This window comes from Streptomyces hygroscopicus subsp. hygroscopicus (assembly GCF_001553455.1).
GTDB classification, from domain to species: Bacteria; Actinomycetota; Actinomycetes; order Streptomycetales; family Streptomycetaceae; genus Streptomyces; species Streptomyces hygroscopicus.
In genome coordinates this window covers 1-24,941 of sequence record NZ_BBOX01000270.1, presented here as the reverse complement: position 1 = coordinate 24,941, position 24,941 = coordinate 1, and the positions used below count along the sequence as shown (strand labels likewise).

Genomic DNA, 24,941 nt, shown 5'->3' with positions numbered 1-24,941 from the left:
TTACGCGGCTGCTCCGCGAGAAACGAGGTCCGCCATGCTCACCGAAGTCGTCCTGCCTGGTCAGGTGGGGCCGGAAGGGCTCCAGCTCCGCACCCGGCCGCTGCCCGAGCCCGGTCAGGGGCAGGCGCTGGTGGCCGTCGAGGCGTCGGGGGTGTCCTTCGCCGAGCAGCAGATGCGCCGCGGGAAGTACTACGACCAGCCGCCGTTCCCCTTCGTGCCCGGCTACGACCTGGTGGGCAGGGTGGTCTCGACCGGCCCCGGAGTGGATCCGGCCCTGCGCGGGCGCCGGTTCGCGGCGCTCACGAAGATCGGTGGCTGGACCAGCCACGCCCTCGTCGACGCCGGCGATCTGGTCGAGGTCCCCGAGGGGGTCGGCGCGGAGGAGGCCGAGACGGTGGTGGTCAACGGGATCACGGCCTGGCAGATGCTCCACCGCGTGGCCAAGGTGCGCCCGGGGGCGACCGTGCTGGTGCACGGGGCCAACGGCGGCGTGGGCTCCACCCTGGTCCAACTCGCCCGCCACGCCGGCGTCGAAGTCATCGGCACCGCCTCGCCCCGCCATCACGACGCGGTGCGCGCCCTCGGCGCCACCCCCCTCGACTACCGCGATCCGGATCTGCCCGGCCGGGTGCGCGCGCTGGCGCCCGGCGGGGTCGACGCGGTCTTCGACCATGTCGGCGGCGAGGGCATCGTCGACTCCTTCCGGCTGCTCGCCCGCGGCGGCACGCTGGTCTCCTACGGCACGGCGGCCACCCGGGACATCCCCGGTTCGTCCCGGGCCCCGGTGCTCAAGCTGCTCATCCGGCTGGCCCTGTGGCACTGGCTGCCGAACGGACGGCGGGCGCACTTCTTCAACCTCTGGGCCGGACGGCGGCGGAGGGCCGCCTTCCAGGCCCGGATCCGCGCCGACCTGGGGCAGGTACTGGCGCTGCTGGCGCGCGGTGAGTTCACCGCCCAGGTGGCGGCGAGGATCCCGCTCTCCGATGTCGCGGAGGCGATGCGGCTGGCCGAGTCCGGCACCGTCGCCGGAAAGGTGGTCCTGGTGGCGGACGAGGGCGCCCGCCGGGGCGGCGAGGAGGGCGCGCGGTGAGCGGCAAGCCCTATCTCAGCGGCCACTACGCCCCCTTGGCGGTGGAGTCGACCGCCCGGGGCCTCACCGTCCACGGCTCCCTCCCGCCCGAGCTGACCGGCCGTTATCTGCGCAACGGCCACAACCCCCCGCCCGGGGTGGTGCCGTCGCACTGGTTCAAGGGCAGCGGCATGGTGCACGGGGTGCGGCTGCGCGACGGAAGGGCGGAGTGGTACCGCAATCGCTGGGTGCGGACGCCGGCCCTCCACGACGCCGTGGCGGCGGCCGCGGGCGGCGCGGAAGCCGCGGCGGCGAGCACGGCGCAGGGGGCGGACGGTGCGGGCGATCTCACCGCCAGCGTCGCCGGCACCCATGTGATCGAGCACGCGGGCCGCGTGCTGGCCCTCCAGGAGGCGAACCTCCCCTATGAGCTGACCCCCGAGCTGGCCACGGTCGGCGCCTACGACTTCGGGGGAAAGCTGACCCGGGCCATGACGGCACACCCCAAGGAGGATCCGGTCAGCGGGGAGCTGTACTTCTTCTCGTACTCCCCCGTACCGCCCCACCTCGTCCAGTACGTCGCGTCCCCCGACGGCCGCATCGTCCGCGAGGAGACCATCGAGGGCGCGGGGCCCTCGCTGATGCACGACTTCGGGCTGACCGAGCACTTCGTGGTCTGGCTGGACCTGCCGGTGGTCTTCGACCCCGCCGAGCGCTCCGGGATCCCCTACCGCTGGTCCGACGACTACCGGCCGCGCATCGGGGTCATGCCGCGCACCGGGCCGCCCCGGGTCACCTGGTGCGAGGTGGAGCCCGGCGCCCTGCTGCACGTCGCCAACGCCTATGAGGACGCGGCGGGCCGCATCGTTGTGGAGGGGCCGCGCTACGACCGCGCCGCGTGGCAGACCTCCTGGAAATGGTGGACGGGCGCCCCGGGCCACGCCCCCGTCCCGCTGGTCGGCTCCGTGCGCCACCGCTGGATCCTCGACCCCGCCTCGGGCGGTGTGCGGGAGGAGCCGCTGGACGACCTGGTCACCGAGTTCCCCACGATCAACGACAGCGTGCTGGGGCGGCCCAGCCGCTATGGCTACGCCGTCGCCTTCCCCGGGGCGGGCCTGGAGGAGTATGCGCTGGTCAAGTACGACACGGCCACCGGAGCCCGGCAGATCGCGCCGATGGGGCCGGGCCGGATGCCGGGGGAGGCGGTGTTCGTGCCCGCGGACGGAAGCGGAGGAGGGGACGACGGCGAGACGCGCCCGAGGGGCCGGGACGGGAGCGGAGCAGGAGGTGAGGACGACGGCTATCTGCTGACCATCGTCAGCGACCTCCGGCGCGACGCCTCCGAGCTGATCGTCCTGGACGCCCATGACATCGCGGCCGCCCCCGTCGCCACCGTGGAGCTTCCCCATCGCGTCCCCGCGGGCATCCATGGCTCCTGGATCCCCGATCCGGCCCCCGGTCCGTGATAATTTCCTTCGTATACGAGTTGTATGCGAAGGAGCATGGGGGCCCAGTGCCAGCGCAGTCCGGACGAGAAAAGGCGTACGCGTTCCTCAAGGAGACCGTGCTGACCGATCCCGACATGCAGGGCAGGTTCCTCACCGAGCAGGAGATCGCCGACCGGATCGGCATCTCCCGGACCCCGATCCGCGAGGCCCTGCTCCTGCTGGCGGCCGAGGACCTGGTCCAGCTGGTCCCCAAGCGGGGCGCGCATATCGCCCCGCTGTCCGGCCGGGAGATCACCGAGCTGATGGAGCTGCGCGGGATCGTCGAGCGCCATGCCGCCGAGCAGACCATCGAGGCGGGCACCGTGCCGGTCGGGAAGCTGACGGAGCTGCTGGAGCGGCAGCGCGGGCTGATGGGGCCCGAGCAGGCCAAGGAGTTCATCGCCGTCGACCACCTCTTCCACGCGACCATGGTCGCCGCGGTGGGCAATGAACTCCTCAACCGGCACTACGACGGACTGCGCAGCCGGCAGATCCGGGCGGGCGTGGTGGCCCTGTTCACCCAGACCGGCCGCCAGGAGGCGGTGCTGGTGGAGCACCAAGCGATCCTGGACGCGGTGGCCGCCGGCGACGTGACGGCGGCGCGGGCCGCGATCAGCTGCCATCTGGAGACCACGCTGAAGGTGCTGCTCGCCGGGTGAGTCACCGCCCGGCCGCCGCCTCCGGATAGGTGATCACCAGCATGGTGACGCCCTCCTCGGAGACCCAGGGGCCGTGGGGCATCCCCGGTGGCCGGCAGGTGTAGAAGCCGCGGGAGAAGGTCTCCCCCAGCGTCAGATCGCGCATGCTGCCCTCGAGGAGGTAGACCTCCTCCCAGCCGTCGTGGCGGACGACCCCGGCCGGGGAGGTGTCCGTCCCCGGCTCCCAGCGCACCAGGGCGGTGGTGTGGGTGCCGCTCCCGTCCACGGCCAGGATCTGTTCGCTGACCCCGGGGGCCGCGCCCGGCGGCCGTCGCCAGGGCGCGGAGGGCAGGTGGAACTCGAGTGCGGGTTTGGCCCCACCGGTGCCGCTCATGGCCGTACGCCCAGCCTGCGGTTGTCCAGGACGGCCACGCTGCGCCGTACGGCGGTGACCTCCTCGGTGTCCACCTCCCCCACCAGCAGCCCGGGTTCGGCGTCCAGCCGCTCCCGTACGGTGCCGTCGGGGCCGATCAGGGCGCTGTGGCCGATACCGGTGGGGGCGGAGGTCGTGGTGGTCCGGCCGGACGCCGCCGGGTCGGCCTGCCCCACGGCGGCCAGCCATACGGTGGCGTCGAGTGCCCGCGCCCGGGTCAGCAGGTCCCACTGCTCGCGCTTACCGGGTCCCGCGCCCCAGGAGGCGGGCAGCACGGAGAGCACCGCGCCCGCGTCGGCGTGGGCCCGGAAGAGTTCGGGGAACCGCACGTCGTAGCAGGTGGCCAGGCCGATCCGGACACCGTCGAGGTCGAAGGTGACCACCTGAGAGCCCGGGGCCACGGTCTTGGACTCGGCGAAGCCGAAGGCGTCATAGAGATGGATCTTGTCGTAGGAGGTCTCCACTCCCGGGCCGGTGGCCAGCAGGGTGTTCGCCACCCGGCCGTCGGGCGCCGGGGTGAACATCCCCGCCACGACCACCAGCCCGGCGTCCTTCGCGATCTGCCGGACCTCGGTGGCCCAGGGGCCGTCCAGCGGTTCGGCGACCGGTCCCAGCGGGGTGCCGAAGCAGGCCATCGCCGCTTCGGGGAACACCACCAGACGAGCGCCGGCCTCCGCCGCGCGGTCCGCCTGCTCGCGCAGGAGGGCCAGGTTCTGTGCCGGCTCCGGACCGGTGGTGATCTGGCTCAGTGCGATGCGCATGAGGGGTGCGGCCTCTCTTCCATGGGTTGTTGGGTCCACTATGCGCCGTCCGGCGCCACTTCCGGAGAGCGCATGCGCCCCCGTCCGGGCCGGCCGGCTTCCACTGGTCCGCGTCCACCGGCCCGTTTCCCCGGTCCGCTTCCACCGGCCGGAGCCGGCCGCCGGCCTCAGCCGACCTTGGCGGAGGGGCGGTCCCCGGCGGGCAGCGGCTCCGGCTCTTCCTGCTGGGCACCCGCCGCGTCGCGGCCCAGACACAGTCCGACGACGGTGACGGCGGCCGTGACGGCGATGTAGAGCGCCAGCGGCACCCATGCGTGGTAGGTCCCGAGCAGCGTGGTGAAGAGCAGCGGCGCGATCGCACCGCCGATGATCCCGGCCAGGGTGTAGGCGAGCGAGGAGCCGGTGTAGCGCAGCCGCGGCGAGAACTGCTCGGCGATGAAGGCCGCCTGCGGCCCGTACATCAGCGAGTGGACCACCAGCGCGCCGACCACCCCGAGGGTGAGCAGCGCCCAACTGCCGTCCGCGACCAGCGGGAAGAACAGGAACGGCCAGACACCGGCGGCCACGGCGGCGCCCCCGTACAGCAGCCGCCGGTTGACGCGGTCCGAGACCGCCCCGGCCAGCGGGATGAGCACGATCTGCAGTGAGGAGCCGATCAGCACGGCGGTCAGCGCCGACCCCCGCGACATGCCGAGTTCCTCGGTGGCGTAGGTGAGGACGAAGACGGTGAACATGGCGTACAGCACATCGGGGGCGACCCGGCTGAGGATCGCGGCGGTCAGCGCCCTGGGCTGGGTGGTGAACACCTCGCGCAGCGGCGCCTCCGGCCGGTCCTGCGCGGCCTCCATCGCCTTGAAGACCGGCGTTTCCTCCAGCTTGGCGCGGATCCACAGGCCGAACACCACCAGGGCGCCGGAGAGCAGGAACGCCACCCGCCAGCCCCAGCTGACGAACTGGTCCTCCGTCAGCGCCGCGCCCAGCCCGGCCAGGACACCGTTGGCCAGCAGGTTGCCCGCCGGGGGGCCGACCTGTGCGGCGGAGGCGTAGAAGCCCCGCCGCCGCGGATCGCCGAACTCACTGGACAGCAGCACCGCACCGCCCCACTCACCGCCGACGCCGACGCCCTGCGCGAAGCGCAGCAGCACCAGCGCGGCCGGGGCCGCGACGCCGACCGTGGCATAGGTGGGGAGCAGCCCGATCAGCAGCGTGGCGGACCCGATGAGCACGAGCGTCGCGATGAGCACCTTCTTGCGGCCGATGACATCGCCGAGCCGGCCGAAGACGAAGCCGCCCAGCGGCCGGGAGACATAGCCGACGGCGTAGGTGGAGAACGCGAGCAGCGTGCCCGTGAAGGGGTCCTTGGAGGGGAAGAAGAGGTCGCCGAAGACCAGGGCCGCGGCGGCGGAGTAGACGGCGAAGTCGTACCACTCCAGGGCGGTGCCGGTGAGGCTGGCGACAAAGGCGCGGCGAACCCCGGACCGGTCGGCCCGGGGCGGCGGTGCGCTCGATGCGGTGTGCTGCATGTTCCGTCCTCGAGGTGGTGCGTGAGGTTGACGGGGGGGTGGTGCGGTGAGGGGCCGGGAGGACACGCTCTCGACCCATCCGGCATACTTGTTGTATACCAAGCGTATGCGCAACCCCTCGGGGGGAAGTTAACCGCTTCGAAACCGCGCAAGCCACAAGACCCCTCACACACCGCAGAAACCCCATAGTCCCCGAAGCCGCAGCAAGCGCAGAAACCGCACACCGCCCCACCGCGCCTTGGAGAGCACCACCGATGACAACGCAGCCAACGCAGCCCTCACCGCCCGCCCAGCCCTCGCTCACCTTCGAGCTCCCCGATGGCTCCCTCCAGCATGTGCAGGTCGTCCAGGTGCTCAACGCGGGTTACGCCGGACGCGGCCAGGAGGACGTGGCCGCCCATGTCGCCGAACTCGCCGAGCTGGGCGTGCCCGCCCCCTCCGTGACGCCCGCCCTCTACCCGGTCTCCCCCTACCTCGCCCAGCAGACCGGCCGGGTCAGCGTCCAGCACGCCCGCACCTCGGGCGAGGCCGAGTGGGCGCTGGTCGTGGCCGCGGACGGGGAGCTGCTGCTGACGGCCGCCTGCGACCACACCGACCGGGCGCTGGAGGTCCACGGCGTGGCCTGGAGCAAGAACGCGGCCCCCGATGTGCTCGCCACCCGCGCCTGGCGGCTGGCCGATGTGGCACCCCGCCTCGACGATCTGACGCTCCGCGCCTGGGTCACCCACGACGGCACCGAGACCGAGGTGCAGAGCGGCACCCTGGCCGAGCTGCTGCCGCCCGCCTACTGGGTCGAGGTGCTGCGCGAACGCGGTGACCTGGTGCCCGGGACCGTGCTGATCTCCGGCACCATCCCGATGGCCGAGGGCGTGGACCAGTTCGCCGAGCGGTGGCGGGTGGAGCTGGGCGACCCGGCCACCGGCGAGACCATCGAATGCTCCTACGACGTCGTCCCGCTGCCCGAGCCGATCGGCTGAGACCCGCCGCACCGACCGGTATCCGGGACGGGCCGCTCATCCGGGACGGGCCGCACCAAGGCCGCCCGCCGCACACCCCTCGGGGTCGTACGGCGGACGGCCTTCGTCGGTGTTCAACCGTTCAACGGTTCGGCGCCCGGTCAGGTCTCCCTGCCCCTCCGCAGCACCATGCCGGCTGCGATCAGGCCGAACAGGCAGGTGACGGCACCGACGACGACATTGTTGACGATCATCCCGAGATCGGGCCCCCGGGCGACCACCCAGGGAGAGATGATCATCCATACACCGATCGCGGACATGGCCCAGCACAGGCTGTACATCCTCCTCGGCGCCGTGGTGAGACCGAGTCCCAGCAGCGCGACGGTGATACCGAGGACGAGGTTGTTGACCATGAGATTGGGACTGGTGCCCGAGAAGTGCACCACCCAGGGAGAGATGGCGAAGTACAGACCGGCGAGAAGCACCGGCCCGTCGAGGAAGACAACGTCCCGCGCGTCCATCATGCGCGCGTAACGCTCCCGCATCTCGGACACGTCGGGGTGGCCCCTGAGATCGCCTCTCGTACGTGAGACGTCGGCCATTCGACTCGCCTCCTTCGATCCATGCAAGTCTGACCGCGCAGTGCGGTAAAAACACCGCACCACCATTGTGCGCCTCTACGTTGTTTATAGGTAGATGTCGTATTTGCTCCCGATGGTGTACCGTTCGCCGTCGGCCGCCGCCCGCGGGGACGCCGAAGGACGCGTCCCCGCGGGCGGTGACAGGCGACCGTCAGGCCGGGTGCACCACCTCGTGCTTCTCGTAGCAGTCACGGTCGAGATCGCGTACATCGACGGTGGTGTGCACGGTCAGCCCCGGCACGGGGGCCACATGGGCACGGGCCACCTCCAGGACGGCGGCGGACAGCTCCCGCTTGGTCGCGGCGTCCCGCCCGGACAGGATGGACACCTCTATGTGGATCATGGCAAGGTCCTGGGCGCCGTCCGCCAGATGGGCCTCCTCCACCCGCCGGAAGCGGGTCTTGCAGCCCGCCACCGCCGTGTCGACGGTCTTGGCGATCACCGGGTGCAGGGCGGCGCCGAAACCGGGGCGGTCGAACGCGTCGGTCAGGGTGTCGGAGTATTCGACGACGATATGCGGCATGGACGTGCGCTCCTCAAGGGGGGTTCGCGGCGCCTTGCGGCGCTCCCGCGTGGGGCCTTTTCAACGTGGGCATCGTCGCACTTCCTCGTTCCCCGCGGCGGAGCGCCCCGGGCCCGATATCTGCTTCAATAGGGGCATGGCCAGCCTCCACGACATCGCGACGGGTCGCTACGACCTCGAGCCGTTCTGGCCCTCCCGGCAGGCGCACCACTTCGACCGCGAGTGTTGCCGCGCATCCGATGCGCGGGCCCGCTCGCTCGGCCGCTGACCTCTCCGCCCGGCCGCCCAGCCCGCGCGCACGACGTCCACCGACGCCTTCTCGCGCGAAAGAGCTGACCTCCATGACGAACCTCCGTAGCCTGTCGTCCGCTTCCGCATCCGCCTCCGCATCCGTCTCTGCCCCCGTCGCCCCGACCGCCCCGGTCAACCGGCAGCGGTTGCGAGCCGTCGCACCGGACGAGGTGCCGCCGGTCGCCGATCTGCTCCACCCCGGCGCCACCTGGCTGCCCGCTCCCCCGCACACCCTGCCCGTGCTCCCCGGCCAGCCGCCGATGGTCGGCTATCTGGTGCTGGTCCCGGCCGACCGGCAGCAGCCCGGGGCGGCGGTGCCGTCCCCGGCGGAGACACCGGCGGTGACGGGTGACGACCTCATCCGGATAGACCCCGACCAGCGGACCGCCGAAATCGCGGGACGGCCGCTGGACCTGACCTACCTCGAGTTCGAACTGCTGACCCATCTCGTCGCCCATCCGCACCGGGTGCACACCCGCGATCAGCTGGTGACCACGGTGTGGGGGTACGGCCACGTCGGCGACGGCCGGACCGTCGATGTCCATGTGGCCCGGCTGCGCCGCAAGATGGGCCCCGAGCACCGGGGCACGATCGTGACGGTGCGGCGGGTGGGCTACAAGTACGTGCCCACCGTCTGACCCGTCCCCCCGCTCCCTTGACCCCATGACGGCCGCCGTGCCGGACAGGCTCCTGACACCTGTCCGGCACGGCGGGCGCGTTCGTACGGGGCGTTCGCGCCGGGCGCGCCCACGGGGGCGCTTGTGCGGGGCGTGTCCGCGGGCGCCTTGTGCGGGCGCGCTCCGGGCCCCGCGCTCAGCGGCCCGCCCCCACCAGCGGCGGCCGCGGCCGCTCCACCGGCTCCTCGCCGTGGCTGACGCTCGGCAGCCACCGCAGGGCGCGCGGCAGGTACCAGTTGCGCTCACCGAGCAGCGCCATCACCGAGGGCAGCAGCACCATCCGCACCAGCGTGGCGTCCACCAGCACCGCGACCGCGAGCCCGATGCCCATCTGCTGCATGTCCTGCATCCGCAGCAGGGCGAAGACCGCGAACACGGCGACCATGATGGCGGCCGCCCCGGTGACCGAGCCCGCCGTGGACCGGATGCCCTCGCGGATCGCGTCCCGGGTGGAAAGGCCCCGCTCATGGGCCTCCCGGATCCGCGAGACCACGAAGACGTGATAGTCCATCGACAGCCCGAAGAGGATGACGAGGACGAACAGCGGCATCCACGACTCGACCGCCCCGGCCGGCTCCATCCCCAGCAGCTCCGCGCCCCAGCCGTGCTGGAAGACGGCCGTCATGGTGCCGAACGCGGCGCCCACCGACAGCAGGTTGAGCAGGATCGAGACCACCGCGATCGGCAGCGACCGGAAGCACAGCAGCATCAGGACGAAGGTCACGGCGGCGATGAAGAGGAAGACGGGGACGATACCGGCCTTCAGCTGGTCGTTGAAGTCGCGGTCCGCGGCCAGTTCACCGCCCACGTACACCTGGTCGGAGACCGGCCCGAGGATCCTGGGGACCAGCTCCTCCCGGAGGGTGTCCAGGGCGTGCCGGGAGGTGGCGTTCCCGCCGTCCCCGGCCAGCGGCACCTCGATCCGGGCCACCTTCCTCGCGCGGTGCGTCGCCACCTGGACCGTCCTGCCGAACTCCCCGGACGCGGCGAGTTCCTTCCGGAAGTCCGCCACGGCCGCGTCGAAGCGGGGCGAGCCGATGCGGTCGGAGCGCAGTACCACCTCGGCCGGGGCGGGGTCGCCGGGGAACGAGCCGGTGATCTCCTGGTACGCCACGGTGATCGCGGCGTCGGAGCCGAACTGCTTCTCCAGGCCCAGCTGTTCGGTCTTCATCCCGAGCGCGGGCGCGCACAGCACCAGCAGCAGCGCGCCCGATACGGCGGCGAACAGCTTCGGCTTGGCCAGCACGGGCCGCATCAGCCTGCCGGAGACGCCACCGCCGGCGTGCCCGCCCTTCGCGCGGCGCCGACTCCGCAGCGGCACCCGCCCGGCGTCGATCCGGTCGCCCAGCCAGGACAGCATCGCGGGCAGCACCGTCACCGAGCCGAGCATCGCCATCAGCACGACCAGGATGGTGGCCACCGCGAAGCCCTTGAACAGCAGCAGCCCGGACAGGAACATCCCGGACATCGCCAGCATGACCGTGATCCCGGAGATCAGCACCGCCCGGCCGCTGGTGGCGGCCGCGATCCGCAGCGCGGTTCCGGCGTCCCTGCCCGCGGCCCGCTCATCGCGCTCACGCCGCAGGTAGAACAGGGAGTAGTCGACGCCGACGGCCAGGCCCACCAGGAACATCACCGAGTTGGTGGTGTCGAACAGCGGCACCTGGTGGCTGACGAAGGCGAGCAGTCCGAAGGTGCCGACACAGGCGGTCAGCCCGAGCAGTACCGGCAGCAGCGCGGCGACCAGCGCCCCGAAGACCACCAGCAGAATGCCCAGCGCCAGCGGTACGGCGGTCAGCTCGGCCTTCTTCAGGTCGTCGCTCAGCATGCCGTCGAGCAGGTGCTGGGCGGTGGCGTCGCCGAACTCGTGGACCTCGACGCCCCGATGGGCCGACGCGGTCCGCTCCACCGCGTCGACGACCGGCCCCACCCGCTTCCCGGCCGAGTCCGGGTCGCCCTTCATCTCGAAGCTGACCAGTCCCTCCCGTCCGCTCTCCGAGCGCACCGGGGGCTGGACCCGCGCCGTCTCACCCGTCCGTTCCAGACGCGCCGAGAGGTCGCGGGCCGCGTCCCGCCAGCCCTCCGGGCGGTCGCTGCGCAGCATCACCATCTCTCCGGCCGGGGTCTGGAGGCCGGCGTCCTCCAGGATCTTCGCAGCGCGGGCGGAATCGCCCGAGCCGTTCTCGGAGTTGGTCATCTCCCGGGATCCGGACATACCGCCCGCCACGGCGACGACCACGACGAACAGCAGCCATCCGATGATCGCCGTCTTGCGGTGCCGGGTGCTCCACCCGCCGAGCCGCACGGCCAGGCCCTTTCTCGTCGCACTCATCGCGTCTCTCCCCCTGAGGTACGGACTGAACAGCTCATGCCACGACGCTAGGAATCCGCGGGCCCGCGCCCCAGCCGGGCAGCCACCCCTTCGCCGAGCCATAGGGCGAGGCGGGGGGGTGGTGCCAGGTACACCCCCGGACGGGGCCGTACCCCCGTGGCCGGAGGGCCGGGACCCGGTCAGACTGAGGGGCGTTGACCGCCGGTGCCGGACCGTGGGACCGGCCGGACGCGACCGCCGAGGGGAACGCAGATGAAGGTACGTACGGCGCTGTTGGCCTGTGTGCGGGGGCTGGTGCTGGCCTTCCTCACGCTGGCCGGCTCGATCACGCTGTTCACGCTGCTGGTCGTGTCGATCTGCCTGATCCCGCTGGGCATCGGGGCGTTCACCACCCCGCCCCTGGTCCTCGCGGTGCGGGCGCACGCCAATCAGCGCCGGCTGCTGGCCGTCACCTGGGCCGGGGTCCGCATCCAGGTGCCGTACCGCCCGCTGCCCGCCGACCGGCGCCCCGGGGTCACCGGGCAGGTGGAGCTGTGCGCCTTCCTGCTGAAGGACCCGGCCACCTGGCGGGATCTGCTGTGGCTGGTCGTCGACATGGTCGCCGGCTGTGTCAGCGCGCTGCTGGCCGCCGCCTTCGTGCCCTACGGGATCGAGGGGTTCGTCATGGCCGCCGGGGTGTGGAAGCCGATCGTGGACGCGAGCGGCACCTACTGGTACGCGTTCCTTCCCATCAGCTCGTGGGGCACCGCCTTCCTGGCCGCCCCGCTCGGCGCCGGCTTCCTCGGGCTGGGCCTGGTTCTCTCCCCCCTCCTGCTGCGCGGCCACTTCCTGCTCACCCGCGCCTTCCTGGACCCGAGCCCGCACATGGCGCTCGAGCAGCGGGTGCAGCGGCTCACCGAGACCCGGCACGACGCGGTGGACACCTCCGCCGCCGAACTGCGCCGCATCGAACGCGATCTGCACGACGGCGCCCAGGCCCGTCTCGTCGCCATGGGCATGAGCCTGGGCACCGTCGAGGCCCTGATCGAGCGGGACCCCGCCAAGGCCAAGGAGCTGCTCGCCAGGGCCCGGACGAACTCCGCCGAGGCCCTGGCCGAGCTGCGCGACCTGGTCCGGGGCATCCATCCGCCGGTCCTGGCCGAGCGCGGCCTGGGGGACGCGGTGCGCGCGCTGGCGCTGCGGATGGCGGTGCCCGTGGAGGTGGACGTGGACCTGCCGGGCCGCGCCGAGGAACCGGTCGAGTCGGCCGCGTACTTCGCGGTCAGCGAGGTGCTGACCAACGCGGCGAAGCACGCGGGCGCCGCCCGGATGTGGGTCGACGTGCACCACCAGGACGGCATGCTGCGCATCGCCGTGACCGACGACGGCCACGGCGGCGCGGAGATCACCCCGGGCGGCGGGCTGAGCGGCGTCGAACGGCGCCTGGGTACCTTCGACGGGGTCCTCGCGGTCAGCAGCCCGGTCGGCGGGCCGACGATGGTGACGATGGAGATCCCCTGTGCGCTCTCGGCGCGGAAGCCCACCGGCTGACCCGCCGCCGGTCCGCAGCCGCTACCGGGCCCCCAGGGGCCGGGGCCGGTGGACCGAGACGAGGAAGGAGACGGTCACCGGCCGCGGGGGTGCCAGGGAAGCGATGCGGCGGTGCAGCTCCCCGGCGTCGATGTGGTGGGCGGTCGGCCCCATGGACACCAGGTGGTCGATGTCGTCCGCGGTGAGGGTGATGGCGTACTCCAGCGTTTCGGTGTCCCCGGGCCGGAAGTGGCCGGACAGCGCGGAGTGCAGACGCCGCGGCTTGGCCGGATCGACCCTCAGCGTGCCCAGCCGGCCCTGGAGCTCCCGCAGGTGCCGGGGCGCCGGGGTGACGACCAGGAGGACGCCGTCCGGGCGCAGCACACGGTGGAACTCACCGCCGTTGCGGGGCGCGAAGACGTTGAGCACCAGATCGACCGAGCCGGTCCGCACCGGCAGCGGCCGCCAGACGTCCCAACTGGCCGCCGCCGCACGCCCATGGGCCCGCGCCGCCGCCCGCAGCGCGTACGGGGAGGTGTCCAGCCCCAGCCCGACCGCCCCGGGCAGCGCGTCCAGCACCGCCGAGAGGTAGTACCCGGTGCCGACCCCGGCGTCCAGCACGGTCCGGCCGTCCGGGCACAGCGCCCCCGCGAGCCCGGCGAGCCGCCGGGCCAGCGGCGCGTAGTGACCGCCCGCGAGGAACGCGCTCCGGGCCCGGACCATGGCGGCGGTGTCGGCGCTGCGGGCCCGCCGCCCGGTCAGCAGACCGAGGTAGCCCTGCCGGGCGATGTCGAAGGTGTGCCGGCCCTCGGCACAGCGCGCGGCGCGCCCGGCGGGCACGAGACGGGCCCGGCACACCGGGCAGATCAGGAGGGCCGGCGGCCCGTCCTGCGGGCAGCGGTCGGTGAAGGACATGGTCGCTCCTCAAGAGGGCGGCGGTGCGCCGCCCGCGGTGATCGGGAAGAGGTCACGACGTACCCGCGAACCGGCCGCGAGGGCCGTCCGGCGGCACCGGCGGAGGGTTTTCCGTTCACCGGGCCGGGCCGCGGAAGGCGGGCACACCGAGGAAAGCGGCGTGCCGAACCGCCGGGGCCGGGCCCCGGGGGTCACGCCGCCGTGCTCGTCCCCGCGTCAGAGGAAGCAGTGCGGAACGCTCGTCCATGCCATGCCGCACAGCCTACGCACCGGTGTTCAGGTGTGCGTGCGCCGGGCCAGTGGGGGCGGCGGTACATTCTCAGGGATTCGGCCGTGTCCCCGTCCGGGGCCCGATGAGGTCATGGAGCCGCCGTGCGTGTTGTGGTCGCCGAGGATCTGTTCCTGTTGCGGGACGGGCTGGTCCGGATGCTGGAGGCGTACGACTTCGAGGTGGCGGCCGCCGTGGAGAGCGGGCCCGAGCTCAGCAAGGCGCTGGCGGAGCTGGAGCCGGACGTCGCGGTGGTGGACGTGCGGCTGCCGCCGTCGTTCAGCGACGAGGGGTTGCAGTGCGCGCTGGCGGCGCGGCGGACGCGGCCGGGGTTGCCGGTGCTGGTGCTGTCGCAGCATGTGGAGCAGCTGTACGCGCGGGAGTTGCTCGCGGACGGCAGCGGGGGCATCGGGTATCTGCTCAAGGACCGGGTCTTCGACGCCGATCAGTTCGTCGACGCGGTGCGGCGGGTCGCCGCCGGGGGTACGGCGATGGATCCGCAGGTGATCTCGCAGTTGCTGGACCGGCGGGCCCAGGACCAGCCGCTGGGGCGGCTGACGCCGCGGGAGCTGGAGGTGCTGGAGCAGATGGCGCAGGGGCGGTCGAACGTGGCGATCGCCTCGCGGCTGCACGTCACCGAGCGGGCGGTGGCCAAGCACACCTCCAACATCTTCGGGAAGCTCGGGCTGCCGCCGTCGGACGACAACAACCGCCGGGTGCTGGCGGTACTGGCCTATCTCGACCGGGGGTGACGCCGCCGCGGCGGCGTGGCCCCGGCGGAGGAACCGCGGCGGAGGGACCTGCGGCGGAGCAACCTGCGCCGAGCCCAACGCGGTGGAGCGCCCCGGCCGAGCCAGCGCGGCCGAGCGACCCCGGCGCCGAGCAACCCCCACGGAGCGACCCCCGCCAAGCCAACGCGGCCGCGCGACGAGCCGGTCGCGCGGGGCGCGGCCTCCCGGGCGCCCCGTTGCTCCCGCCCCGCATCGCTGGTTAAGTGCCTTGTTGGCCCGTACCTGGTACGGGGTTTCCGGGGCCCAGGAGCCGGTGGGGCACACGACGCATGGGCCGTTGTCCGATGGGGGGCGCATGAGCGACCTGAGCAGACGCACGCTGATCGGAACAGCCGGAGCACTCGGGGCCGGGGCCACGCTGGGGAGCCGGTGCCCGGCGGCGGCCGACGAGCCGGACGACGCACAGGACACCGCCGTGGACGCCTTCGACACCGCCCCCGCCCGCGCCGCCCTGCGACGGCTGCTGCCGGCGCACGCCGATCAGTTCCGGCTGGTGGCGCTGGCGGAGCGGGGCGGCGAGGAGCGGTTCGAGGTCGGGGGGCGGACGGGGCGGCTGACGGTCTCCGGGACCAGCCCGGCGGTGCTGCTCACCGGGGTGCACTGGTACCTCAAGTACACCTGCCGGGCCCAGATCACCTGGTCCGGCGACCAGCTGAACCTGCCGGAGCGGCTGCCCGCGCCCGCCCGGCGCCTCACCCGTTCGACCGCGCTGCCGCACCGGTTCGCGTTCAACGACACCCACGACGGCTACACCGCGCCGTTCGCCGACTGGGACCGCTGGGAGCACCTGATCGACATCGCGGCCCTGCACGGCTGCAACGAGCTGCTGGTCACCGCCGGACAGGAGGCCGTCTACCACCGGCTGCTCACGGAGTTCGGCTACACCGAGGCCGAGGCGCGCGCCTGGCTCCCCGCCCCCTCCCACCAGCCGTGGTGGCTGCTGCAGAACATGAGCGCGTACGGCGGCCCGGTCTCCCCCGCGCTCCTGGAGAAGCGCGCGGAGCTGGGGCGGCGGATCGCCGGCCGGCTGCGGGAGCTGGGCATGCGGCCGGTGTTCCCCGGCTACTTCGGCACCGTCCCCGACGGGTTCGCGGACCGCAACCCGGAGGCCCGTACGGTGCCGCAGGGCACCTGGAACGGGCTCCGGCGGCCCGACTGGCTCGATCCGCGCACCGAGACGTTCCGCACGGTGGCCGCCGCCTTCTACCGCCATCAGCGCGCGCTGTTCGGCGAGATCGACCTGTTCAAGATGGACCTGCTGCACGAGGGCGGCGACCCCGGTGACGTCCCGGTGCCGGAGGCCGCCCGCGCCGTGGAGACCGCGCTGCGGACCGCCCGCCCCGGTGCCGTCTGGGTGATCCTCGGCTGGCAGGAGAACCCCCGCCGCGAGTTGCTGGACGCCGTCGACCACGACCGCATGCTTGTCGTGGACGGGCTGTCGGACCTGGAGACCGTCACCGACCGGGAGCAGGACTGGGGTTCGGTGCCGTACGCGTTCGGCACCATCCCCAACTTCGGCGGCCGCACCACCATCGGTGCCAAGACCCATATGTGGGCGCGGCGGTTCACCGTGTGGCGCGACAAACCGGGCAGCACGCTCGTGGGCACGGCCTACATGCCGGAAGCGGCCGAGCGCGATCCGGCGGCGTTCGAGCTGTTCAGCGAGTTGGCGTGGCGGGAGGAGGCGGTGGACCGGGACGAGTGGTTCCGGTCCTACGCCGAGGTGCGCTACGGCGGGCGGGATGCGAAGGCCCGGGAGGCGTTCGCCGCGCTGCGCGCCACCGCGTACGAGATCAGCAGCAAGGACGGCCGCCCCCATGACTCGGTCTTCGCCGCCCGCCCCTCCCTGACCGCGCGTTCGGGCACCAACTACGCGACCCACACCCCCGCCTTCGACCCGGCCGCCTTCGACGCGGCCTTCGCGGCGCTGCTGGGCGTGCGCCCCGGGCTGCGCGACAGCGACGCCTACCGCCACGACCTCACCGACCTCGCCCGGCAGGCGCTCGCCAACCGCTCCTGGCAGCTGATCCCCCAGCTCCAGGACGCCTACCAGCGCAAGGACCGCACGGCCTTCCGGACGCTGTCCCGGCTGTGGCTGGAACTGATGCGGCTCAGCGACGACATGACCGGCGCCCACCGGCGGTTCCTGCTGGGCCCGTGGCTGGAGGACGCCAAGCGGATGGCGTCCGGCGAGGAGGAGTCGGCCCAGCTGGAGCGGGCCGCGCGCACCCTCATCACCACCTGGGCGGACCGTTCCACGGCGGACGGCGGCAAGCTCGCCAACTACGCCAACCGCGACTGGAGCGGCCTCATCGCCGACTTCCACCTCCCCCAGTGGCAGTCCTACCTGGACGAGCTGGAGGACGCGCTGGCGCGGGACCGGGCGCCGCGCGCCTTCGACTGGTACGCCGTCGAGGAGCCGTGGACGCGGGAGCGCAAGAGCTACCCGGTGCGGCCGACGGCGGACGCCCACCGCACCGCCCAGCGGGTGTACGAGACGCTGGCCAGGGCCCCGTACCAGGGCACGTTGACCGTCACCGCCGAGCCCGCCGCGCTGCCGCCCGGCGGCTCCGCGTCCCTCACCGCCGCCCTGCGCAACGTCAACGGGCTGCGCGCCACCGGCCGGGTCGACTTCGACCTCACCGTGACCGGACTGGACCCGGTCCCGGACGGGCCGACCCGGCTGTCCGGCGTCCCCGCGGGCGGCACCGGCGAGGTCCGCTGGCGCGCGACCGCGCCCGGCGGGCCGCTGGAGCGTCCGCTGGAGCCGCTGCCGTACGAACTGGGCGTCACCTACGGGCCACGCGGCGAGGACCGGGTGCGGGCGGTGCGCACCGGGTCCCTGTGGATCGCCGGACCGCTGGCGGCGGGGATGCGGACGGTCACCACCAACGCCGCGGTCTTCGGCCGGCTGGACGGGCGGTTCGCGATCGACGGCGCGGGCCAGGACCTGTGGAAGGGCACCGCCGAATTCGGCTCCGTCTACCGCGACGGCGTTCTCGGCGCGGGCACGGCCGTCACCGTGAAGGTGGACGCCCAGGCGGTCACCGGGCCCTGGGCGCGGGCCGGGATCATCGTCCGCGACGACCTCGCCACCGCGGGCTCCCCCGGCTTCGTGAACCTCTCGGTCACCCCGGCCAACGGTGTCGTCCTGTCCTACGACGCGAACGGGGACGGCACGCTGGACACCTACCAGCGGATCACCGGCGTCAAGGCCCCCGTGCTGCTGCGGCTGACCCGCACCGCCACCACCTCCTACACCGGCGAGCTGTCCACCGACGACGGCGCGACCTGGCGGAAGGTGGCCACCGTGACCGCGCCGGGCGGCGGCGCCGCACAGGACGCCGGGATCTTCATGAGCGCGGCGAACGGCGGCAGCGGGGAGCGGGGGACGGTCGAGTTCAGCGGCTGGGAGACGGCCACGCCGTAGCCGCCGGCCCGCCCGGCCGGTCACCTCGCCCACCGCCCCCGGCGAGGGGTGAGGTGACCACCCCGGCCCGCCACTCGTTCTACGAACCGTGGACCAGCACCGGGCGACACTCGCCCCCGACGACGAAACCACCGGCCTGATCGACGTCGAGCAGGCCGAGGCCGCCCTCGTCGAGCACTACCCGCGGCTGGTGCGGCTCGCGTATCTCATCCTGCCGCCGGGCACCGGGCGCACCCGCCGGGTGCTCGCGGCGCACGCCCTCGCGCAGCGTGCGCTCCCCCGCAACCGGGGATACGGCGCGGGCCCCGACCGGCGCCCGGACGTCGAACTGCCCTGGCAGCGCGGCACGAAGGGCCCGGCGGCCGACGCGGGCTACGCCTTCGTCCGGCTGCGGGTGCTGCGCCTGGCGCTGCGCGCCACCCGGCCGCGGCGCTGGTGGCGGCCGCCGCCGGCGCTGCCGCAGGTGGTCGGGCTGCGGCTGTTCCCGCGCTCCGGCGGCGCCGATGAACTCGCCCTGGACAAGGCGCTGTCGCAGCTGTCCGGGCCCGGCCGCGCCGCGTACGTCCTGCGGGAGCTGGAGCGGCTCGGCGAGCACGAGACGCGCACGCTGCTGCGCGCCGCGGGGGTCGCCGACGCGCGCACCGCGCTGGAGGAGGCCGCGTCGGTGCCGGAGCCGGCCGGCAGCCGGGACGGCTCGCCGCTGGAGTCCGCGGAGTTCGACCCGTGTTCGCTCCAGGCGCGGCCCACCGATCTGATGCGCCGCCGTCAGCATCTGCGGGCGGCGCTGGTGGCCGTGGTGGCGCTGGTGGTGTGCGGGACGCTGCTGGGCATGCCGGGGCGCGGCTGGGGGCCCAGCGGCGCGGCCGCGCCCCCGTACGCCCGCCACCCCTCCGCCGAACGGGCGCTGGACCCGCACCGGTTGACGCGCGCCGCGCCCGACGCCTGGCGCACCGCGTCCCGTGCCGACTTCTCCGCCTGGCCGGCGCGCGGGGACCGCGTCGAGGACACCGCGCTGCTGCGCCGGGCGCTGGCCGTCTGGGCCCGGCCGGGCCGTTCGGTGCGGGTGTCGGCCACCATGGGCACCCAGTCCGGGCCGCCCCCGGGGCCGCCGCAGCTGCTGTTCGCGGGCGAGGTGGACCAGACCTCGGTGGTGCTGCTGTACGACGGGCTGCGGGTGGCGCGGTACGCGGAGACGGGCGGCGGTGACGGCGGTGCGGTGGCACTGGACTTCGCCCGGCTGGACGCCGCCGACGCGGCCACCTCCACCGCCCTGGTCCTCAGCCGGGTGGACGGCAACGTGCGCTATCTGACCGCCCCGTGGGTGCGCCACGCCTGGGTGCGGGATCTGCTGCACCCGGGCCGGGCGCCACGGCCGCTGCACCGCACCGGCGAGGGCGTGACCGACCCGGTGCGCACCGCGCCGCTGCTGCGCCCCTGCCGGGGCTGGCCCGCGCTGCAGCTCGGCTCGCGGCTCGTCGCCGACCTGGGCGAACTGGCCCCGGCCCGGCTCACCTACGGCACCCCCGGCCGCGGTGTGCGCGATGTGGCGGGGCGGGCGGCGCGTACCAGCTGGGCCAGGACCGGGTGCCGGCTGGCGCTGATGCGGGCGCGCGGGGTGCGCACGGTCAACTCCTGGCGGTTCGCCGCCCAGGCCCTGCCGGAGGCCGGCGGCCACGCGGCCTGGCTGTGCACCCGCGCCGAGACCTGGCGGGGCGCGGGAGCCAAGGTCCTGGCCCAGTTCCAGCCGTGGGACACCCGCCGGGGCGTGGCGGGCGCGATCGCCGCCGGCGCCGACGACCTCCCCCGCCTGCGGCCCGCGCGAGCCGCGGGTGCTGGCGGGGGTGCTGTGGAAGGCCCGGTCCGGCCACTGGTACCTGCTGGCCGCCGGGAGCCGCCAGGTCACGGCGATCGCCGCGACCGGCGGCGTCCGGGGCCGCTCCTACGGCCGCGCGCTGACCCTTCCGGCCAAGGCGGGCGCACGGGCCGACCTGCGGGCCCGCCTGGCGGGCGGTGGCCGGCTGGGGCCCCTGCGCTGACGCTCCGCCGGGGCCGCCCCGGTCTGCCGTCGGTGGTCCGCGGCGCCGTCGCGGCCGGTCGCGCGGCCCCCGCGCCCCGGTAAGAGCGCCACGGAAAACCGCGACTGGGCCGGGGCAGCGGGTGGAGGTGGCCACGCCGCCGCCGTCCGGCAGCCGCTGGTAGGAGCCGGGCACGATCCGGTCGAGCCTCGGCCCCGCGTCCTGGCCGGCGGCCACGGTGCGGTCGCGGTCCACGTCCCTGGCACATCGGCTCGCCATCGAGCTGGTTCCGCTGCTGCAAGGTCTTCCACAAGCGATTGCACCGGTGTTACGTTCGACGTTCTCCGGTCCGGCCGGTCGGGGGTCCGTGTCAGCGGGCCCCACGCGCCCGGCCGGCCGGACCGGTCGCACACGAGCCGACGGGCGCCGACGGACGCCTGACAGGCGCCGGTCGCGCGCCCGTGGCACGACCGGCGTACCCCCGCAGGACCCCGCTCCCCACTGCAAGCTCTCCCGCAAGGTATTGCAGAGCTGTTACGTTCCCGCCATGACCCAGGAGCTCACGACCTCCCTTCCCGCCGAGCCGGAGCAACCGTCCCAGCGCCCCGGATGGTGGCGCGACGCCGTCATCTACCAGGTGTACGTACGCTCCTTCGCCGACAGCGACGGCGACGGGATCGGCGATCTGCGCGGGGCGCGGGAGCGGCTGCCGCACCTCGCCCAGCTGGGCGTGGACGCCGTCTGGCTGACCCCCTTCTACGCCTCCCCGCAGGCCGACGGCGGCTACGACGTGGCCGACTACCGCGCCGTGGACCCGCTCTTCGGCACCCTCGGCGACGCCGACGACCTGGTGCGCACCGCCCATGAGCTGGGGCTGAAGGTGATCGTGGACGTCGTCCCGAACCACAGCTCGGACCAGCACCCGTGGTTCCGCGAGGCGCTCGCCGACCGGCCCGGCGGGGCGGCCCGCGCCCGCTACCACTTCCGCCCCGGCCGGGGCGCGCACGGCGAACTGCCGCCCAACGACTGGGAGTCGGTCTTCGGCGGCCCGGCCTGGACCCGCACCACCGACCCGGACGGCACCCCCGGCGAGTGGTACCTGCACCTCTTCGCCCCCGAGCAGCCCGACCTCAACTGGGACTCCCCCGAGGTCCGCGAGGAGTTCGACGCGGTGCTGCGGTTCTGGCTGGATCTGGGCGTGGACGGCTTCCGTATCGACGTCGCGCACGGCATGGTCAAGGCCGCCGGGCTGCCCGACATCGGCCACACCGAACAGGTCAAACTGATCGGCGCCCAGGTGCTGCCGTTCTTCGACCAGGACGGGGTGCACGAGATCCACCGCTCCTGGCGCCGGCTGCTGGACTCCTACCCCGGCGACCGGATCGGCGTCGCCGAGGCGTGGGCACCCACCGCCGAGCGGCTCGCCCTCTACGTCCGCCCGGACGAGCTGCACCAGGCGTTCAACTTCCAGTTCCTCAGGTGCCCATGGGACGCCGCCGCGATGCGTACGGTGATCGACGAGTCGCTGGCCGCGACCGCCTCCGTCGGCGCCCCCACGACCTGGGTGCTCTCCAACCACGACGTGGTCCGGCACACCACCCGCTACGCCACCGACAGCCCGGAGCAGGGGCTGGCCCGGGCCCGGGCCGCGGTCCTGCTCACCCTCGCGCTGCCCGGCTCGGCCTACCTCTACCAGGGCGAGGAGCTGGGCCTGCCCGAGGTGACCGACCTGCCGGACGAGGTGCGCCAGGACCCGGCCTTCTTCCGCGGCTCCTCCGACGGCCAGGACGGCCAGGACGGGTTCCGCGACGGCTGCCGGGTGCCCCTGCCCTGGACCCGCTCCGGCGACAGCCACGGCTTCGGCCCCGGCGGCAGCTGGCTGCCCCAGCCAGCCGCCTGGTCCGAACTCTCCGTCGAGGCCCAGACCGGCGACCCCGCCTCCACGCTGGAGCTGTACCGCTCCGCGCTCGCGCTGCGCCGTGAGCTGCCGGGCCTGGGCGACACCCCGATGAGCTGGCTGGAGGCTCCGGAGGGGGTGCTCGCGCTGTCCCGGCCGGGCTTCGTGTGCACGCTCAACACGCGCGGGAAGGAGGTCGAGATGCCGCTCCCGGGGCGTGCGCTGCTGTCGTCGGCGCCGCTGGGATACGGGGCCGGAACCGTGCGCATTCCACCTGATTCATGCGCCTGGTGGGCAATCTGACAGGGGACCGGTACAGTCCCACTCCATGACCGCACGGCTTGCTGATATCGCAGCCCAGGCGGGGGTCAGCGAAGCCACCGTCAGCCGCGTCCTCAACGGCAGGCCGGGGGTGGCGGCGACCACCCGCGAGTCCGTCCTCGCCGCCCTGGACGTACTCGGCTACGAGCGCCCGGTACGGCTGCGCCAGCGCAGCGCCGGGCTGGTGGGACTGATCACCCCCGAGCTGGAGAACCCGATCTTCCCCGCGCTCGCCCAGGTCATCGGGCAGGCGCTCACCCGGCAGGGCTACACCCCGGTGCTGGCCACCCAGACCCCCGGCGGCTCGACGGAGGACGAGCTGACCGAGATGCTGGTCGACCGGGGCGTGGCCGGGATCATCTTCGTCTCCGGGCTGCACGCGGACACCTCGGCCGATATGCAGCGCTATGACCAGCTGCGCGGCCAGGGTGTTCCGTTCGTGCTGGTGGACGGCTTCTCGCCGAAGGTGCGGGCGCCGTTCATCTCGCCCGACGACCGGGCGGCGATGGGGCTCGCGGTCACCCATCTGGTCTCGCTCGGGCACACCCGGATCGGTCTCGCGCTCGGGCCGAAGCGGTTCGTTCCCGTACTGCGCAAGATCGAAGGCTTTCAGCAGGCGATGCGGGACCGGCTGGGGCTCTCCCCGGAGGAGTCGGACGAGCTGATCCAGCATTCGCTGTACACCCTGGAGGGCGGTCAGGCGGCGGCGACCGCGCTGCTCGACCGGGGCTGCACGGCGGTGGTGTGCGCGAGCGACATGATGGCGCTGGGCGCCATCCGGGCGGCCCGGCAGCGGGGCCTGCGGGTCCCTCAGGACGTCTCGGTGGTCGGCTTCGACGACTCCCCGCTGATCGCCTTCACCGATCCGCCGCTGACCACCATCCGCAAACCGGTGCACTCGATGGGGCAGGCGGCGGTGCGGGCGCTGCTGGAGGAGATCGGCGGCACCCCGGCCCCGCCCAGCGAGTTCGTCTTCCTCCCCGAACTGGTGGTGCGCGGCTCCACGGCGTCGGCGCACGGCGTGGAGGCGCGGGGCCGGGCGGCCGGGGGTGCGGCATAGCCGGACCCTGCGGTACGACATAGGCGGACGCGGGGGTACGGCACAGGCGGACGCGGGGGTACGGCACAGGCGGACGCAGGGGTGCGTACGCCCGATGGAGGACCCCCGGACCAGGACATAAGCATCCAAGACCCGTCGCCGCGGATGGTCTGGCGACAGGGGGCGTCTGGCAGACTGTTGCCCTATGGGTGGAGCGACTACCAGGACCACGGCAGGTCGGACGGCCACCCCGGCACCCATCGCCGACACCGAGACAGCACGGGTGCCGGGCCACACCCTGATGGACCGGCTGCGAACCCCCAGGAGGCCCCGGCTCTGGTTCGAGATCGTCCTGATCGCCGTCAGCTACTGGACCTATTCGCTGGTCCGCAACGCCGTCCCGGAGCAGAAGTCGGAAGCGCTGCGCAACGCGGGCTGGATCTGGACCTGGGAGCACCGGCTCGGCATGGCCTTCGAACAGGGCGTCAACCACGCGATCAACTCGGTCAGCTGGCTGATCGTGGGCATGAACTACTACTACGCCACGCTCCACTTCATCGTGACGCTCAGTGTGCTGGTCTGGCTCTACCACTGGCATCCGGGCCGTTACGCCGCCGTCCGGCTGGCGCTCTTCGCGGCCACGGGTGTGGCCCTGCTCGGCTACTACCTCTTCCCGCTGGCCCCGCCCCGGCTGATGAGCGGCGGTCACTTCGTCGACACCGTGGTGGTGCACAACACCTGGGGGTCGATGGCCTCCGGCAACCTCGCCGACGTGTCGAACCAGTACGCGGCGATGCCCTCGATGCACATCGGCTGGTCGCTGTGGTGCGGTCTCACCATCGCGACGCTGGCCCGTCCGGTGTGGGTGAAGGCGCTCGGGCTGCTCTACCCCTCGGCCACGCTGCTGGTGATCGTCGCCACCGCCAACCACTTCTGGCTGGACGCGGTCGGCGGGGTGGTCTGTCTCTCCGTCGGCTTCTCGCTCTCCTGCGCGTGGTACGGCTCGCTGCCGTATCGGCTGCCGAAACAGGTGGCCGTGATCTGCACGGCTTGATCGTCCCCGGCCGAGCCGCCATCCTCTGTTCCGCAACCGACGTGAGTTCAGGGGCTCCCTGTGTCGCGCTGATCGACGCGGAACGAGCACGATGAGCGTGACGAAAGGGACTACCGGCCACCGTGCACACCGCCGACGCCGACGCCGCCGCCGACGCCGCCGCGACCGCTTCCCGAGCCGCGACCACGGCGACCGCCACCGCCACCGCGACCGCGACCACCGCAACCGGCTCCGTGGCCACCGCGACCTCCACCAGAACCGCCTCCGTACCCGCCTCCGCGCCCACCGCGACCGGCTCCGTGGCCACCGCTACCGCCTCCGCGCCCACCGCGCCCCCCACCACAACCGCCTCCGTACCCGCCTCCGCGCCC

Annotated in this window: 20 protein-coding genes and 1 pseudogene; 14 read left to right on the top strand and 7 right to left on the bottom strand. The window is 73.5% G+C overall.

Going from position 1 to position 24,941, the window contains the following annotated elements:
• The first annotated feature begins 34 nt into the window (after positions 1–34).
• Genes AXW62_RS25815 through AXW62_RS25805 form a run of 3 tightly spaced genes read left to right on the top strand, consistent with a single transcriptional unit; the run spans position 35 to position 3,215 of the window.
• Complete coding sequence (locus AXW62_RS25815; RefSeq protein WP_060946614.1) at positions 35–1,090, top strand: medium chain dehydrogenase/reductase family protein; 1,056 nt, start codon at positions 35–37, stop codon at positions 1,088–1,090.
• Positions 1,087–2,535: a carotenoid oxygenase family protein gene (locus tag AXW62_RS25810; protein ID WP_060946613.1), complete on the top strand. Its 1,449-nt coding sequence runs from the start codon at positions 1,087–1,089 to the stop codon at positions 2,533–2,535. Before AXW62_RS25815 ends, AXW62_RS25810 begins: the two co-directional genes overlap by 4 nt.
• A gap of 47 nt (positions 2,536–2,582) precedes the next feature.
• The gene (locus AXW62_RS25805; RefSeq protein WP_060946612.1) at positions 2,583–3,215 is read left to right on the top strand and encodes a GntR family transcriptional regulator; all 633 of its coding nucleotides are present in this window, start codon (positions 2,583–2,585) and stop codon (positions 3,213–3,215) included.
• A 1-nt stretch (position 3,216) separates the two neighbouring features.
• On the opposite strand, the gene AXW62_RS25800 is transcribed toward AXW62_RS25805, so the two are convergent.
• The 3 genes from AXW62_RS25800 to AXW62_RS25790 form a co-directional block, all read right to left on the bottom strand.
• Positions 3,217–3,588 (bottom strand): cupin domain-containing protein, encoded by a 372-nt coding sequence (locus tag AXW62_RS25800; protein WP_079105955.1) that lies wholly within the window; start codon positions 3,586–3,588, stop codon positions 3,217–3,219.
• Positions 3,585–4,388, bottom strand: a complete 804-nt coding sequence (locus tag AXW62_RS25795; protein ID WP_060946611.1) for a carbon-nitrogen hydrolase family protein — start codon at positions 4,386–4,388, stop codon at positions 3,585–3,587. The genes AXW62_RS25800 and AXW62_RS25795 overlap by 4 nt, the downstream gene beginning before the upstream one ends.
• A 167-nt stretch (positions 4,389–4,555) precedes the next feature.
• On the bottom strand, positions 4,556–5,911 hold the full coding sequence (locus AXW62_RS25790; RefSeq protein ID WP_060946610.1) for an MFS transporter: 1,356 nt from the start codon (positions 5,909–5,911) through the stop codon (positions 4,556–4,558).
• Between the two features lie 254 nt (positions 5,912–6,165).
• Here AXW62_RS25790 and AXW62_RS25785 point away from each other — a divergent pair, with 254 nt between their 5' ends.
• Entirely contained in the window at positions 6,166–6,888 is a 723-nt protein-coding gene (locus AXW62_RS25785; RefSeq protein WP_060946609.1) for a DUF2848 domain-containing protein, read from the top strand.
• Between the two features lie 140 nt (positions 6,889–7,028).
• Here the strand turns inward: AXW62_RS25785 and AXW62_RS25780 are convergent, their stop codons facing one another.
• Together AXW62_RS25780 and AXW62_RS25775 are read right to left on the bottom strand one after the other, a co-directional pair.
• The gene (locus AXW62_RS25780; RefSeq protein ID WP_060946608.1) at positions 7,029–7,469 is read right to left on the bottom strand and encodes an SPW repeat protein; all 441 of its coding nucleotides are present in this window, start codon (positions 7,467–7,469) and stop codon (positions 7,029–7,031) included.
• 190 nt (positions 7,470–7,659) lie between these two features.
• Complete coding sequence (locus AXW62_RS25775; RefSeq protein WP_030838681.1) at positions 7,660–8,031, bottom strand: 5-carboxymethyl-2-hydroxymuconate Delta-isomerase; 372 nt, start codon at positions 8,029–8,031, stop codon at positions 7,660–7,662.
• A gap of 136 nt (positions 8,032–8,167) precedes the next feature.
• On the opposite strand from AXW62_RS25775, the gene AXW62_RS46745 reads away from it, so the two are divergent.
• A complete protein-coding gene (locus AXW62_RS46745; protein ID WP_256649896.1) occupies positions 8,168–8,299 on the top strand; it encodes a hypothetical protein in 132 nt (43 codons plus the stop codon).
• 73 nt (positions 8,300–8,372) lie between these two features.
• Positions 8,373–8,960, top strand: coding sequence for a winged helix-turn-helix domain-containing protein (locus tag AXW62_RS25770; protein WP_060946607.1), 588 nt, complete (start codon positions 8,373–8,375; stop codon positions 8,958–8,960).
• 175 nt (positions 8,961–9,135) lie between these two features.
• Here the strand turns inward: AXW62_RS25770 and AXW62_RS25765 are convergent, their stop codons facing one another.
• Positions 9,136–11,331, bottom strand: coding sequence for an MMPL family transporter (locus AXW62_RS25765; protein WP_060946606.1), 2,196 nt, complete (start codon positions 11,329–11,331; stop codon positions 9,136–9,138).
• Between the two features lie 252 nt (positions 11,332–11,583).
• Between AXW62_RS25765 and AXW62_RS25760 the strand changes: the two genes are divergently transcribed.
• Positions 11,584–12,861, top strand: coding sequence for a sensor histidine kinase (locus AXW62_RS25760; RefSeq protein ID WP_060946605.1), 1,278 nt, complete (start codon positions 11,584–11,586; stop codon positions 12,859–12,861).
• 21 nt (positions 12,862–12,882) lie between these two features.
• Here the strand turns inward: AXW62_RS25760 and AXW62_RS25755 are convergent, their stop codons facing one another.
• Complete coding sequence (locus AXW62_RS25755; RefSeq protein WP_060946604.1) at positions 12,883–13,755, bottom strand: putative RNA methyltransferase; 873 nt, start codon at positions 13,753–13,755, stop codon at positions 12,883–12,885.
• A 372-nt stretch (positions 13,756–14,127) separates the two neighbouring features.
• On the opposite strand from AXW62_RS25755, the gene AXW62_RS25750 reads away from it, so the two are divergent.
• The 7 genes and pseudogenes from AXW62_RS25750 to AXW62_RS44120 form a co-directional block, all read left to right on the top strand.
• Complete coding sequence (locus tag AXW62_RS25750) at positions 14,128–14,775, top strand: response regulator transcription factor (RefSeq protein ID WP_030838668.1); 648 nt, start codon at positions 14,128–14,130, stop codon at positions 14,773–14,775.
• A 334-nt stretch (positions 14,776–15,109) separates the two neighbouring features.
• Entirely contained in the window at positions 15,110–18,244 is a 3,135-nt protein-coding gene (locus tag AXW62_RS25745) for an alpha-N-acetylglucosaminidase (protein ID WP_060946603.1), read from the top strand.
• An 88-nt stretch (positions 18,245–18,332) separates the two neighbouring features.
• Positions 18,333–20,280, top strand: a pseudogene (locus AXW62_RS25740) (hypothetical protein).
• A 526-nt stretch (positions 20,281–20,806) separates the two neighbouring features.
• Positions 20,807–22,459: a glycoside hydrolase family 13 protein gene (locus AXW62_RS25735; protein WP_060946602.1), complete on the top strand. Its 1,653-nt coding sequence runs from the start codon at positions 20,807–20,809 to the stop codon at positions 22,457–22,459.
• A 25-nt stretch (positions 22,460–22,484) separates the two neighbouring features.
• Positions 22,485–23,537: a LacI family DNA-binding transcriptional regulator gene (locus AXW62_RS25730; protein WP_060946601.1), complete on the top strand. Its 1,053-nt coding sequence runs from the start codon at positions 22,485–22,487 to the stop codon at positions 23,535–23,537.
• A gap of 184 nt (positions 23,538–23,721) precedes the next feature.
• Positions 23,722–24,570, top strand: a complete 849-nt coding sequence (locus AXW62_RS25725; protein ID WP_079105953.1) for a phosphatase PAP2 family protein — start codon at positions 23,722–23,724, stop codon at positions 24,568–24,570.
• 122 nt (positions 24,571–24,692) lie between these two features.
• On the top strand, positions 24,693–24,941 hold a 249-nt coding region (locus AXW62_RS44120), incomplete at its 3' end, for a hypothetical protein (RefSeq protein WP_176582581.1).